This window comes from Myxococcales bacterium (assembly GCA_016706225.1).
Lineage (GTDB): Bacteria > Myxococcota_A > Polyangia > Polyangiales > Polyangiaceae > JADJKB01.
Window position 1 is genome coordinate 444,584 of sequence record JADJKB010000024.1, and the last position, 14,551, is coordinate 459,134.

Consider the following 14,551-nt stretch of genomic DNA (forward strand, 5'->3'; position numbering starts at 1 on the left):
GGGGTCATGGCTTCGGCGACGAACACGAACACGGTCACGGACCGCCCTCCGGCCTCCGGACGCGCTCTGCTGATCGATCTCCGCGCCGGTGAGGGGGCTGAAGTTGCGCTCTCGTTCGCGACTCTATTTGGCGTGGTCGCCGCCCTCAGCCTGCTGGAGACTGCACGTGACACCCTCTTTTTGGCCAAGCTGCCGGCTCATCGCCTCGCGCTAGTGTACGTCGTCGTAGCGGCGCTCGGGCTGTTCGTCACCGGTCGGAACCTGGAGCTCGTGCGGCGGTTCGGGCGGCGGAACAGCCTGGTCGTGACTCTCGCCGGGGCTGCCGTGGGCACGACGCTGCTCTACTTCAGGCCCGCCAGTCCCGTTCTGGCCTTCACGCTGTACGTGTGGAGTGCGCTGCTCGGCTCCGTCGCCGTCGTCCAGTTCTGGCTCGTCGCCGGAGAATCGTTCACCTCGGCGCAGAGCAAGCGTCTCTACCCGGTGATCTCCGCGGGCGGCGTCGTCGGCGCGCTGGCTGGCTCGGGACTCGCGATCTTGCTGCTCGGGTATCTCCCGGTTGGCTCTCTCTTGCTGGCGGCCGCCATCACCCTCGTGGTGACGGCCGTCGTGGTCACGTTGGCGCCCGACCGAACCGACGCTCCGACCCCGGCCCTCCGCGCTGGCGGGCCCGTCGCCGCACCGGGCCGCGTCACGCTTCTGCGACAGGATCCGTACCTCACGCGAGTCGCGGCGTTGGTCGTGCTCTCAACGCTCGCGCTCCTGGTCCTCGATTATTTCTTCAAGTCTCGCGCGGCGGCCAGCCTGTCCGCGGGCGAGCTGGGGCCGTTCTTTGCGCGCTACTACGCGGTCCTGAACGCGCTGTCGCTCGTGATGCAGGTGGTCTTTGCTTCGCGGTTGGTCCGGCGCCTGGGAGTGACGGCGGCGCTCGTGCTACTGCCGCTCGCCCTGGTGATTGGCGCGGCCGGCTCCCTGTTTCTGGCAAGCAGCTTCCTGGTCGTTCTACTCGCGAAGGGCGCGGACGGCGCGCTGCGCCACTCCGTGCACCGCGTCGGCAGCGAGCTCCTCTACGTGCCGCTTCAAGGGGCGCTGCGTGACCGAGTCAAGCCGCTGATCGATTCCGTTCTGGCGCGGGTCGCGCAGGCCGCGGCAGCCGCTGGCATCCTGGGGCTGGTTGCGCTCGAACTGGATTCGCCGCGCGCGCTGGCGGCGATCTTGGCCGTGTTGGCGGGTGCGTGGATCGGCGTCGCCATCTCTCTGCGCGGCCCATACCTGGAAGCCTTTCGTTCGTCCCTCGCCCGGGGTGGGCTCGATGACCCGCGCATCGGCTTCGACGATCTCGACCTCTCCTCCGTCGAGACCGTGACCGAAGCGCTATCGAGCCCCGATGCGACCCGAGTCATTGCAGCGATGAACCTGCTGGCCGACGCTGGTCGAACACGCCTGATCCCCGCGCTGATCCTGTATCACGAGGCCGAACCAGTGCTGGAGCGCGCCTTGGCGATCTTGCCCGAGCCGCGCCGCAACGACTGGGTGCCGCTCACGGAGCGTCTGCTCGGGCACGCGTCCGAGGTCGTACGGCTCGCGGCGGTACGTGCGCTCGCACGTCACGGCAAGCTGGACCCGCGTGGCAAGCCCGCGACCGGTGTCGTCCGGGCCTATCTGGCGGTGCAGCGGTTTCGCAACGCGGACACGCTGCAACCTCTGGCTGACGACGATGTCCGCGGCATCATCGACGGCACCACACCCGAGTGTGAGGCGGCGCGCCAGGCGATCCTGGATGCCGTGGTGGACCAACCCGGGCCGCGCTGGGTGGAGGTGATCCTGGCGCTGGCCAAGCTGGAAGGTCCCCACCAGGACACGGCGTTGCCTGCGGCGATGGCCGCCGTGAAAGATGAGAGCTTCATCGGCCTGCTGATCGAGCGCTTGCCCGTGCGTCGAGGCCGGGCCGCGACGCGCGAGGCGCTGGCGAGCTTCGAGGGAGCGGCCCTCGACCGCCTGGGCGCCGCGCTCGTCGATGCCGATCTGAGTTTCCGTGTGCGATTGCAGGTGCCTCGTGCCATCGCCGAGCTGGGTTCCCAACCGGCCGCCGACGTGCTGACTCGCGCGCTGAGCGCGGATGTGTCAGGACTGCTGCGCTATCGCGTGCTCCGCGCGCTGGGGCACCTGGTCACCCACCATGGCGCGCGCGTCGACGCCGCCGCGGTCGACGCGGAGCTCCGGCGCAACCTCAGGGAGTTCCTCTCGCGCGCCGGGCAGCTCGCGCCATTCCAGCAAGGTCCGTTGCCGTCCGGTCGCGCCCAGGCCAGCGCGCGGCTGGTGATCGGGCTCCTGAAGGACAAGATGCGTCAGGCGCGCGAGCGTGTGTTCCGGCTACTTCAGCTGCAATACCGAGCGGAAGATCTGCGCACCGTGCACCTTGCGCTTCAGTCGGCGGACAAACGCGTGCGCGCGAACGCGCTCGAGTTCGTCGACACGCTGACGCTCCGAGCCGAGGAGGATCTGCGGGCCATGTTGCGCCTGGTCGCGGACGACCTGCCACCGGACCAGACGGCGGCCCGCGCCGGGGCGTGGGTCGGACAACCTCCCGCCGATGTCGAGACGGTCCTGGCGGAGCTGATGACGGACTCGGACGACTCCCTCGCCACCGTGGTGGCGTACCATGCGCGCGCGCTCGGCGGCGGCGCGCTGGTGCTCGAAGCCGAGCAAGTCATGAGCCAGCGCGGCTGGATGGGACTCGATCGCGAGCTAGGCATTGAGCTCGGAGGTCTGAATGGAGCGTGAGGACTCGGCCAGCGAGCGCGTGTTGCGCGCGATCTTTCTGCGCTCGCTGTTCGGCGACTCGGCGGTGCTCACCGCGGTCGAACGCATCGGCTCCATGATGCGCACGGTGACCTGTCGTGCCGGCATGACCATCTACCGTCAGGGCGAGGCCAGCGACTACCTCTACTTCATCGTCGACGGCCATGTCGCGCTGGATGCGCCGGGTGAACCGCGCTGGACCTTCGGTCCCAGGGACGGGCTCGGCTTTCAGGACGCAATGCAAGATCAGCCCCACGCCCGCACCGCGCTGGCGCTGACTGACGTGACCGCGCTGGCTTTCTCCGTGGACGATTGGATGGACGTCCTCGATGATCACAGTGAGCTCAGCCGCGGAGCGATCATGAATCACGCCCGGTCGGTGCGGGCGAAATTCGCGGAGCTCGCGCCGGATGGGGGTTTCGCGCCGGTCGAGGCAGCGCTCGTTCAGCCAGATCTGGGTGACGAGGTCGGTCTCGTGGAGCGCATGGTGATGTTCAGTGAAGCGCCGTGCTTCGAGCGCTCCGGAATTCAAGCGGTGGCCAGCCTCGCGCGGGTGGCTCAGGTGCGGCGCCTGAAACGCGGCGAAACGCTGCTCGCTGTCGGTGAGCGACCGCGGGGGATCTACCTGGTCGGCGCGGGCATGCTCTCCGCCGAGCGCAAGGAGCCCGAGCTTCGCGCGCAGTTTGCCCCCGGGAGCCTGGCGGTGGGCCTCTCGTTCCTCGGGGCCGAGAGCTCCGACGTCACGCTGTTTGCAGAGTGGGACGCGCTGGTGCTGTCCGTTGCTGAAGACGATTTTTTCGACATCGCGGACGATCACTTCGATCTGATGCGGGCGGTCTTCTCGTATATGGCGCGGGAGCGCGGCCTTGCCATGCGCGAGATCGCGGTTCGCGCCGAGCGCGCTACCGCGCGGACCCATCAGGTCGCGGCGTCGGCGTCAGCCTGAGCGCTCGAGAGCTCGTATCGCTTGACGATCATCCGCGCCACGACGAACCAGTGGAGGACCAGCACCAGGTTTGCGAGGGCAAACGCCCTGACCCCCAAGCCCAGGACCCCGGCTCCGACATAAACCGCCAGTGCGGAGCCTACGTCGCCCATGCGCACGAAGAACGCGTCGATGGCCTGTTTGGCTTTGTATTTCTTCTCACGCGTGGTCGGCAGCCACAGCATGTTGCGCAGGGTGTTGTTCAGCGAGTAGTCGGTGGCGTTCTCCGCGATCTTGCCGACGAACAGCACTCCCAGCACCGGAAAAGCGCTCGCGCCCAGCGCGTCGACGAAGGCGATGGCAGGCAGCACGAAGAACGCGATGCGCATTCCACCCAGGCGCACCAGCCGAGACACGACGAGCGTCTGCAGAACCACGGTGGCCACGTTCACGAAGAAGTAATAACGGCTGTAGGCCGCGCTCACCCACTCCTTGACCCCGTCCGGCGCGAGCTCCCCTTTGGCCACGAGACCACCGGCCGCGTCTGCGATCAGCTTGCTGACCATGTACTCCCCATTCGTGTTGACGAAGGTGAAGAGCACGGTGAACGCGGCGATGTAGCGCAGGTACGGATCGCGAAACACGAGAGCGAACGCCCCGCTCTTGTCCGTAGGTGCGGCTTCTTTCTCCGGTGTCGCCCGGGTCGGTGTGCGCGACTCGCGCAGGTACACCGCCTGGGTCAGGACGGCCGTGAGCGCCAGGACTCCAGCACTGACGAGCAGCAGCTGATACACGCCGAGGTAACGCAACAAGACCGCCGCGAGCGCCGAACCCGACACCGCGCCCACGGTCTGTCCCACACCCAGCAGCGGGAACAGGCGCTTGCCCTGCGCTTCGCGGTAGAGATCGTTGGCGAAGGCCCAGAACTGGGCCACGACCATCATGTTGAAGATCCCGAGCCACAGGTAGAACACGAGCCCGATGCGCGCGCGAACCGCCGGGAGCGCGCTGCCGAGCCAGAACAGCACCAGGTTCGCGCTGAAGAACAGCGTCACTCCGACGACCAGTCGATTGCGCGGCAGGCGGTCGGCGATGCGCGCGTAGGCCGGCACCGCGATCAAGAGCGCGACGGCGATCACCGCGCCCATGTACGATTTGTATTCGGCGCCCGACTTCATGGCCAGGATCAGGCCCTCGCGCACGGGCTTGATCGACGAGTAGGCCAGCATCAAGAGGAAGACGTTGAGCGTGAGCAACAGCGCGGAGGTGCCTTCGCCCGGCTCGACGCGAGTGACGATCCCCAGGGCGCGCTCGACGGCGCTTCTAGCGTCGCGCGCTGGTTTGGTCGCGTTGGCCAAGCTTCATCCCCGAGGAGGTGAGTCCGTGTACGGGCGCTCGAGGCCCACGACGCGATAGTCGCGACCCCCCAGGTGATAGAGGTGGACCCGAGCGGGGAGAGTGGCGGCCTTGCCTTCGGTCTTCGCCACGACGTCGACGACCAGATACCGAGGTGAGCGCGGGTTCGCCCCGGCAACCTTGGGCAGACTCAGGCAGACGAAGTGACCTCGTTCGGCGCGCCCGGCCACGACCGGGACCGGCTCGAGCTTCGTCGTTGCCCAAGCCTGGGTCGCGTAACTACGCGAGGCGAGGGGTGCAACGCCGGTGGTCACTGCAACATCCTCGAGGCACAGGTGGCTGCTCGGGCCGGCCGGAAGCAGCTCGGGCCACGCGAGCGGAGACAGCCGCGTCAAGTAGCGTTCCAGTAGCTTCTTGCGCCGACCGATCAGGACGGACAGCAAGCGCGCCTCGAGCTCGGGGGCGAGCTCGGCTCGTTTCAACACGCTGCGCAGGTGCTCTTGGCCGAAGCGCGCGATGATGCGCGCCATCCAGGCCGAGTCCCGCTCACTCTTGCGCACGAACGCCGGATTCGGGTAGCCGGAGCGAAACACCTCCGGGTCGAAATGCTCGACGTCGTAGTAACCGAACGTCCTGCCCGTCGGCCCGAAGCGCGAGTCGTCCCACGGGCGCTTGATCGTGCCGAAGGTCACGAGGTCTTCCGTGATGTACGGGATGTCCAGATAGTACGAGTGCCCGATACGGCGCCCCAGCATGGGCGGCTCCCAGAGGCTGCCGAAGCAGTTGCCGACATCGAGCAGGTAGTGGCGGACGTAACCGCCCGCCCCCTGCTTCACGAAGGTGCCCATCGTGTTCTGCTCTCGTGTGTCGGTCCAGCCGAGCCAGGCAGCAAAGACCTCGAGGCCGCGCAGCTCGCGGCGGTCCTGGTGATCGATCACGTCGTTCGGATCATCGGCGCGTCGCCCCTCGTACTTCCACGGTCCCAGCGGCTTGCCCTCGATGAACAGGCTCACGCTCGCCCGGTAGCGCCCGTCCGGCAGCCGGATCGCCTTGGACAACACCTGGTCGAGATCCTTCTCGGTCATCGCGACCTTGTCACCGCCCTTGGACTCGCTCTTGGCCTTGGGATCGATGCGCAAGATGGAGCGATCGAAGTGGACGACGTGGTTGCACGGTACGAAGTAGCCCGCGGCGTGCGCCAGTCTCGGGGCGATGATGTCGGCCGCCGTCGGGCGCGGGCCCTCGGTCACACCGTCGAACTTGGTGAGGTAGCGGCGTCCGTCCGACGCCTTCATGAAAAAACCCGGGTTGAAGCCGTTCGGTTTGGCGGCCTTGATGATCCAGGGCCCCAACACGTCCGGGGCTTTGATGTTGCACGGGCCATCCGCCGCCTCCGCGGGCGATAGGCCATGGCGGCCGATGCGGTTCACGAACCAGCTCGAGTCGGGCACCTCGTCCAGTGCGTTGACGTTCACGGCCTCGCCCGCGGGGTCGACGGCGAAGAAGCGCGAGATGGGGCGAAACACGGTCTGGTTCGTCGCGTCCCACACGAACGGCGAGTAGTACTCTTCGGGTTCCTGCTCGAACGTGCGCTGATCCGGGTCTCGCCACAGCGGGTCTGTCAGTGGGAACGGTCGCAGTGACCCACCACCACAAGCCGTCAGCAGCGTCAGGGCCGCGGCCAATGTCGCCCGTCGGTACGCTCGCTCAGAAGCCACTGGTTGCCCCCACGACGAAGCGTACGGTCTCGATCTCGCCACCGCGCTCGAACGTGTCGGTGCCGAACGCCACGAGTGCCTCGAAGCTGTGATCTCGATGACCGGTGCTGCGCAGGCCAATCCCAAAAGACTGCCGCAGGAGGCCGGTCTCGAAACCGGAGAGGTGCTGGCCGAACACGTTGCCGACGGCATAGTGCATGGCGGCGTCCAACCAAACCCAGACCGGCCACTGGTACTCGAGCAGGGCCACGGCGTCGCTGCGACCTACCAGGCGTCCCTCCAGGTAGCCGCGCATGGGGCGCGCGCCGCCGAGCGACGCCTGCTCGGTGAAGGGGATCTCGCTGCCGCTGCTCAGCGGGTCCGCGAAGTCTGCGACGAGAGACAGGCCGAGCACGCGCTGGTCACCGGTCAGATCGACAAAACCCCCGACCGTCGCGCCGTATTTGGCCCAGTGTTGTCGGGGCGGTGAGATCGACGAGACGCGAGGTGTGTCACGCACCGAGGCGGCGTGCTCCCCTCGAAGCTGGAGGCGCAGTCCACTGCCCGGTGGCGAAACGAAGTCGCTCCCCTCGGGCGCGTCTTCGAGATGGCGGCGGGGGCGAGTGTCGAGGGAGGCACTCAGCCCTTGCATGAAGACGGTGTAACCATCGGCCATGCCGGGCGGGGAGAGGTAACGACCGCGGGCGATCTCGTCGGCGACCGTTGGGTCGTCGGCCGAGCCGACCGTCGGGTCGAAGCGCACGTCGCGCAAGCTGACGAAGCTCGTCAGTGAGCTCGATCGCCAGAGGCTCGCGTCGTGGCGCAGTCCCGCTTCGGTGCGCGTTGCTTTGAAGCGTGCGGCGTCCGCACCCGACTCCGGCCCGAGGCCGTGGAAGACCCAATCGGGTCGGAAGCCGTACTCCGCGCGCAGCTCGAGCGTCTGACCCGGAGCGACGGTGAGGCGATCCGCCAGGTTGAGCAGCAGCCAGTCGATTCCACCAGTGGCGGCGCGCGCGCGGAGGTCGTTCTCGCGCGCCAGGAAGTCGTTGTAGAAGAAGTAGAGCCCCACGCTCGTGCGAAAGCCGAAGTCCACGAGGCCTGTCGGCACGATGCCGATGTTGTTCTCCGGCCCGAACGTGAAGAGGTTCACCAATTTCTGGGGGACCTCCTCTTCCTCGGCGGTGGAAATGACCCAGCCGAGCGGTCGGCGAATCACGAACTCACTCACCAAGTAGAGCGGGGAAAGCACGACTCGAGGCACCCAGATGAGCACGTCGCCGGCGGTGGTCGGTTCTGGTCCGCGCCCGTCGTAGTCGGGGAGTGTCCGCTTCTGTCCTGCGGCGATCGGCGGGTCCTGGGCGTGCTCCCGGCGCTCGCTCTCCGCTCCCATCGCGGGGTGACCCGTGGCGGCCAGCGCCAATGCTAGAGCGGAGCAGCGGAGCAGGCGGTTCACTTCGGCCGACCGTAGACGGAGGTCGTGCCGCTCCGCAACAAAGCTCACCCCGTACCTGCGTGCTGTCCAACTACTGCGCCCAGCCCCGCTCGGTAGTCGGGCCGGCTGAGCGGTGAGAAGGCACGCGTGTCCGATCAGTTGGGCGCGGCGCGGTGGGGGTCGCGGCGGCAGGCGCAAATTCGCAATCGCGTTTGGTGTGTAGACGCGAGGGCGAGGGCGAGGGCGAGGGCGAGGGCGAGGGCGAGGGCGAGGGCGAGGGCGAGGGCGAGGGCGAGGGCGAGGGAACAGCTCGCTCGGCTTTCTCATTCTCTCGCCGTGCTCGCGCGCATCAAGGCCAAGCCGCGGCTGCGCCGCGGTCGCGCGCTCTCGCGCGCGAGCCTTGACCCGCGCTGTGCGCGGCGAGGCTGCCTTGGCCGTCGGCTGCGCCGACAAGGAGAAGAACCATGTTGCGTATCTATCCGCTCATTCTCGAAGTCCTCCGCGAACTCCGCGCCCTCATCGCAAAGCTCGAACGTCGCGATCCCGATCTTACCCGTCAGCTGCGGCGCTGTGCGACCAGCATCGCGCTCAACGTCGGCGAAGGCATGGGGTCGCGCGGCAAGCTCCGGCAGGTGCGCTATCACACGGCTCTCGGGTCAGCGCGAGAGACTCTCGCGTGCCTCGAGGTCGCTTGCGCTCTCGGCTACATCGCTGCGCTCGACCCCGCTCTCATCGCCAAGCTCAATCGCATCATCGGCACTCTCGTCCGCCTGGTCGGCGCCTGAGCGCTCAGCCCGGCGCCGCGCTCGTCGCGGCGCTGGGCTGATTCATCGAATGTCTGACGCTGCAGACGACCACCCCTGGATCGAGCAGAACCCTCGGGCCACCGCCGTGGTGATGGTGTTACGTCGCATCGCCTACACCTTGCTCACGCTCTGGCGCGGCGTGACTCTGCGCAGCGACGAGCAACGCGCGCGGCCTTGGCGCGACGTGATGCGCGAGATCTTCCTGGCCGCCGTCACTACCACCACCGAACAGCTCGCCGCTCTGCGCCGGCACCCGCTCGCCTCGCTGCCCGCGTAGTCCGACCCCAGGCCTCGCGCCGCCTCGCTCTTTGACAGATCCCGCCCCGGCCTCATCCGGCCCTGACCACCGCCCCCGCCGTGGCTCCGGCGCACCGAGAACCGATCGGGAGTGCCACTGCACCGCGGCGACTGGGAGAATCGCCTGCGCCGATCTAACCTTGCGCCATGGGACGACTGGCTGCAGCGTGTTGGGCGGTGGGGTGTGTCCTCGGGCTGAGTGCGTGCAGCGACGACTCGGACTCGGGCTCGAGCGCGGGCGGCGCACCCAACAGCGGAGGCAGCGGCGGCTCGAACACCGGCGGCGGCCCGAGCGGCGGCAGCGCAGGAACAGCTGTCGGTGGCGGCGGTAGCAGCGGCGGCGGCGCGGCGGGTAGCGGTGGCGGCGGAGGCGGTCCCGTCGAACCGCCCATCACGTGCACGACTCAGTGTCGCTACATTCGCGCGGGGGCAACGGGTCAAGGCAATGGTGCGGATTGGAACGACGCTCATTCCGCAGTCCCGGACGTGCTCGAGCGCGGTCTCGTGTACCTGATCGCGGACGGTGACTATGGCAGTGTCGACTTCGACGACGCAAGCGCGGGAACGGAGCTCATCACCGTACGCAAGGCCACGGTCGAGAGCCACGGCAGCGAGGTCGGCTGGCAGGCGGAGTTCGGCGATGGTGTGGCGCGCTTCACCGGCATCGGGTTCGGCAGCTCGTACTGGCTGCTGGAGGGCGCGAAGGGCGGCGGACCCAGCGCCTGGAACAGCGGGCACGGTTTCGAGGTCGTGGCCGAGGGCGCCGCGTGCAAGGACAACGGCAGCTTGATCGGGTTTTCGCCGGGTGTCTCCCACGTGACGGTCGCTCACACCCGTGCTCATGGGTCGAAGAACGATTTCCCCATCAACGGCGTGAAGGGCACCGGGGGCAACTCCGATCTCCAGTTCCGCTACTGCGCGGTGCACACCACGTTCGGGCCCGCATTCCACATTGGCGACTGGAAGGACGTCCTCATCGAGAAGAGCTACTTCGCCGATGTGCGCAGCACTGGCGCCGGCGATCCGTTCTGCTCCGATTGGCACGCCGAGGGGATCTCTTCCATCGGCACCAACACCAACATTCAGATCCGACACACCCTCTGGGACCGCATCGGCGGCACCGCCGTCTTCGCCGGCGTGAACACGGGGGCGTCGAAGGCCTGGAAGATCCACGGCAACGTGTTCTCGCGCAGCGTGACCACGATTCGTTACTACAACGAGCCGTCGTCGACGAACCTGCAGACGATGGATGACCTCGAGTTCTACGGCAACGTCATCGTGGGCATGCCCGGTGTCTCGGTGGGCACCCTTGCCATCGACAAGGGCGCGAACAACCAGGCGATGAACAACATCTGGTACGACAACATCGCGAACACGTTCTCGTTCGGCGGCATCACCCACGACTACAACTACTTCTCGAAGAACCGCCGTGTCGAAGGTTGCTCACCCGTGTGCGAGAAAGACGCCGAAGGCGCCACCGGCGAATCGAACGCGCAAATCGAGACCGACAGCCCGTTCGTGAACGCCGTCGCCGACCCGCTGGCTGCTGACTTTCACTTGAAGGCCACGACCAAACCCGGAAAGACGCTCACTGCGCCGTTCGACCTGGACCCCGACGGCAAGACCCGCGGCGCGGACGCCAGCTGGGATCGCGGCGTGTACGAGTTTGGGCCTTGAAGCGGGAAACGCTTCAGCCATCCGGAGTGGGATCGATCCCGTTGCCGAGCCCGTCGCCGTCGCGATCCGGGTCGATGGGGAGGCGCGTCCAGTCTGGGGGTTGGGAAGCGTTCAGGTCCGTGATGCCGAGCGACCAGCTCTTGCCGGTGGCGCGCTCGTAGACGGTCACGTCGAGAGCGGCGCCCCCAGCCACACGAACAAAGTAGATGCGGCGCCCATCGTTGCCGTAGGTGGCGAATCTCAGGGTCACGTCCTCTTCTTGCTCGACGTACAGCGTCTCGCTCTTGGACAGGTCGCCCGCCGAGATGACCGACACGCGGTTCTCGAAAGCGATGACGAACTCCGTGCCGTCCGGCGCCCAGGGATCTTGGGGTACTTTGCTGACCGCCGTGGCCGGAACTTCCACGACTTGCTGCGTCTTCAGGTTGGCTCGTCGGGTGTAAGAACCGGAGCCGCACGGAGCGTTGGAGAAGAGCAGGTCGTCAGGATCGACGGGGTTGATGGCAGGGCTGCCCACGGCAGGCAGCGGATCTTCGGTGGAAGTAGCCGCCGGATCGAAGATGGTCTCGGGCGTGCCCGGATTGATCGCATCCAGCTTCGCCAGGGAGTCCACGCAGGGCACGTGCTGGCCGTACACGATGTGCCTCGAATCGGGCAGCCACGAGACTCCCGTCAGCGCGTACTTCTCGCCGGCCTGCTCGGACATGACGAGGAAGGTCAAATTCGCCCCGTCCGGGTCCATGCGATAGACGCGAGCGATGAAGTCCATCGCGCCCGTGTTCGGATCTCGGCCCCACTGAAACGCGATGTGCTTACCATCGGGCGAGGCGATGGGACTACGAACCATGCCATCCTGGTCGGTGTTCTGGGTCAGGCCGTCGGTCAGGCGAACGCTCCGCGAGCCGTCGTCGCGGGTCGCATACAGCTCGAGCCGTCCGGTCCTGGTCGAGCCGTGGAGCAGCCAGCCATCCTCCGAGCCGGGCAGGCCGTTGAAGCAGGCGCCCGAGAGGCACTTCGCGCCGAGGGCACACTCGCTCGCGTCGCTACATGCTGGTCGGCAGACATCGTCGGCGCCGCACACGAGTCCACTGCCGCAGCCCCCGGCGGTGCAGCCCTGGTCGCCGCTGAGAGCGCACACGCCGGGCCGCGTCGCGTCGCTGAGGCAGGCGTGGGTCGAGCACGCGGCGTTGGCGTCGCACTTCGACCGGCAGCGCCCGAAGCCGCAGCTCAGCGCGCTGTCGCAGTCGCCGTGGGACGCGCACGGTGCACCGAGCGCTCCCGCGGCGTCCTCACTGCTGCTGCATCCCCCGAGGACGAGTACCAAGAGCACCAGCACCGGGAGACGCATGTTCATTTCCTTTCGAGCGCGAGAGCGCTCAGCAACATCCGGGCGTAGTGAGGCGAAAACGGCAGGTCGGCGGTCGGCGCGTCGATCCAGCCGACGAGAAACGGCGCGTTCTTGGCGCCGGTACCGGCCACGAAGCTGGACGAAGTGCTGAGCGTCACGTCCCGCCCGTTCCACAGGGCGTGCAACCGGCCGTCGGTTGAACGATGGCAGCCAAGCTCCACAGTCGTGCCGGGGCTCACGAGCCCCTGCGCGGATTCGGCGCTGGCCGAGTACTCCAAACCGAGCTCGGTCAGGCGGCACAAGATCGAGCCGGCAGCACTCACGGAGAGTGCGACCCAGACGCTTGCCCCACTGATGGGGTTGCCCGGGGCGAAGCTCGCGCGCGCAACGACCATTGCGTCGGCGGGCCCCAGCTCGTCGAACGTGACTGCGGCCCGCACGGTCCAGGGCGGCTCGAGCTCGAGCACGTCTGCGTCGGGGATGACCACGGCGGACTCGTGCAACATCAAGCCCCCCGCACTCCACTCGTCCGGCTTGATGCCCGTCGCGTCGGGAGCCCCTGCCACTTGGCTCGCGGAAACGCTGCCGCCTCCTTCGCGGAAACACCACAGTCCAACCGTGAAGTCGCCCGGTTGAATCGCGCAGCCCTCGACTCCATCCGGCGTTGGGTCGAGCCCATTGGCGATCCCGTCGCGATCGCGGTCGATGTTCGTGCTGAACCGGGCCCAGGTTACAAACGGGTCGTCAGAGCGGGCGTCGACGTCGAGGAGCCAGGCGCTGCGGGTGTGTCGATCGATGACCTGGATGCCAAGCGGCTGGTCTTTCGGAGCTGCATTGCTGCGCTTGGCGTAGAGGCGCGTGTCGTCGTTTCCGAAGGTCGGGCGCTGGAACACGGCGCTCGGATCCGAAAACAGCAACTCCGAGCTCGACAGATCGCTGGTCGAGAGCTCACGAATCGCTCCGTCCCGACTGAACGAGAGCTCGGAGCCGGAGCTCGAGATGGCCAGGAAGTCCGGGCTCTCAGCGGGATCGATGGCGGTGACGTCGTCCGCCGAGCCGGTGTCCAGGTTCACGCGCCGCAGTGCACCCAGTTTTCCGCAGGGCTGTTCCCATACGAAGAGCTCACGCGCGTTCTTGGGGTGCACCACCGGGAAGCTGGGGACCAACAGCGGCAGGCCGTTCGGAGTCGCTGGATCAAACAGCACCTCGGGCTCGCTCGAGTCGATGGCGTCCATGCGCAGCAGTCGGTTTGAGCACGCGCCCGCCGAGACGACGACGAGGTGACGACTGTCCGACTCCCATGCGGCGCCCGCGAAGCTCGCGGCGGCCTGGCTGCCTTGGTCGGACAAGAACGCCAACCCGGTGCCGTCCGGCGCGACGCGGTAGAGGTGGGCGAGTGCGTCGTGCTCACCCGAGCTCGGATTGCGACTGGAAGCGAAGATGATTTGCTCGCCGTCCGGCGATGCGAGCGGGTAGTGCAAGCCCTCGGCGGCTCCCGCTGACCCACCCATCTGGTCCGTGAGGCGCACGACCTGCGAACCGTCGTCTCGCGCAGCCCACACTTCCGCGCGCCCGGTTGCGTTGGAGGTGAACACGAGCCAGCCGTCGTCGGAGCCGGGCAGACCGTTGAAGCACGCGCCTTGCAAACAGAGGTGACCTGGTGCGCAGTCGAGCGCTGAGCTGCAAGGCAAGCGGCAGATGTCGTCCGCGGCACAAATCAGACCGGTCGCGCATCGCCCCGCCGTGCAGCCGTTCTCACCGGGCAGCGAACACGCGCCGATCGTGGAAGCCGCCGTCAGAGCACAGACACCGGGGCCACACACCGCGTCGTTCGCGCAAGGTTTGCGGCAGCGTCCGTGCGCGCAAGACAGCTCGGCCACGCACTCGTCCGTCGTGGAACAGGGGGCCCCGAGGCCGAGAAGAGCGTCGTTCGAGTGACACCCGTCCGCCAAGAGGGCGAGAATTGGCAAGCAGAGTCGAAACCCGCGGCGCATCAGAGCGATCTCTCTCCCAAGCCCGTCGATGCCCCCCGCCTGGGTCCTGCTTCGGCATCCTAGCGCCGCCGGACAAGCGTGGACACCTCTCCGGGGTGTACCGTCCGCAGACACTTCTAGAGCTGTCCGCGGACACCAATCGGCTCGTGGGGTCACCAGCAAGACGGGTGGCGGTTCTCGACGGTTTGAGCTGAAAATACATGGTAATCTGCCCGGGATT

10 protein-coding genes are annotated in these 14,551 nt (G+C 67.4%); 5 read left to right on the forward strand and 5 right to left on the reverse strand.

The genetic code is table 11. From position 1 onward, the window contains the following. The first annotated feature begins 6 nt into the window (after positions 1-6). Complete coding sequence (locus IPI67_37875) at positions 7-2,781, forward strand: hypothetical protein (protein MBK7585942.1); 2,775 nt, start codon at positions 7-9, stop codon at positions 2,779-2,781. Next, positions 2,771-3,745: a cyclic nucleotide-binding domain-containing protein gene (locus tag IPI67_37880; protein MBK7585943.1), complete on the forward strand. Its 975-nt coding sequence runs from the start codon at positions 2,771-2,773 to the stop codon at positions 3,743-3,745. The genes IPI67_37875 and IPI67_37880 overlap by 11 nt, the downstream gene beginning before the upstream one ends. Here IPI67_37880 and IPI67_37885 read toward each other — a convergent pair. Genes IPI67_37885 through IPI67_37895 form a run of 3 tightly spaced genes read right to left on the reverse strand, consistent with a single transcriptional unit; the run spans position 3,718 to position 8,230 of the window. Beyond that, entirely contained in the window at positions 3,718-5,082 is a 1,365-nt protein-coding gene (locus IPI67_37885; GenBank protein ID MBK7585944.1) for an MFS transporter, read from the reverse strand. The two genes, IPI67_37880 and IPI67_37885, sit on opposite strands and share 28 nt — an antisense overlap. Positions 5,083-5,085: 3 nt before the next feature. Further along, a complete protein-coding gene (locus IPI67_37890; protein MBK7585945.1) occupies positions 5,086-6,798 on the reverse strand; it encodes a hypothetical protein in 1,713 nt (570 codons plus the stop codon). Next, positions 6,788-8,230 carry a hypothetical protein gene (locus IPI67_37895; protein MBK7585946.1) on the reverse strand — a complete coding sequence of 481 codons (1,443 nt, stop codon included), beginning with the start codon at positions 8,228-8,230 and terminating at the stop codon, positions 6,788-6,790. Before IPI67_37895 ends, IPI67_37890 begins: the two co-directional genes overlap by 11 nt. A gap of 443 nt (positions 8,231-8,673) precedes the next feature. On the opposite strand from IPI67_37895, the gene IPI67_37900 reads away from it, so the two are divergent. The 3 genes from IPI67_37900 (at position 8,674) to IPI67_37910 (ending at position 10,989) form a co-directional block, all read left to right on the forward strand. Then, positions 8,674-8,994, forward strand: coding sequence for a four helix bundle protein (locus IPI67_37900; GenBank protein ID MBK7585947.1), 321 nt, complete (start codon positions 8,674-8,676; stop codon positions 8,992-8,994). A gap of 49 nt (positions 8,995-9,043) precedes the next feature. Further along, a complete protein-coding gene (locus IPI67_37905) occupies positions 9,044-9,292 on the forward strand; it encodes a hypothetical protein (protein ID MBK7585948.1) in 249 nt (82 codons plus the stop codon). Positions 9,293-9,459: 167 nt separating this feature from the next. After that, positions 9,460-10,989: a hypothetical protein gene (locus IPI67_37910; GenBank protein MBK7585949.1), complete on the forward strand. Its 1,530-nt coding sequence runs from the start codon at positions 9,460-9,462 to the stop codon at positions 10,987-10,989. 13 nt (positions 10,990-11,002) lie between these two features. On the opposite strand, the gene IPI67_37915 is transcribed toward IPI67_37910, so the two are convergent. Then, entirely contained in the window at positions 11,003-12,337 is a 1,335-nt protein-coding gene (locus IPI67_37915; GenBank protein ID MBK7585950.1) for a PD40 domain-containing protein, read from the reverse strand. A gap of 2 nt (positions 12,338-12,339) precedes the next feature. Further along, complete coding sequence (locus IPI67_37920) at positions 12,340-14,331, reverse strand: PD40 domain-containing protein (GenBank protein MBK7585951.1); 1,992 nt, start codon at positions 14,329-14,331, stop codon at positions 12,340-12,342. Between the last annotated feature and the right edge of the window lie 220 nt (positions 14,332-14,551).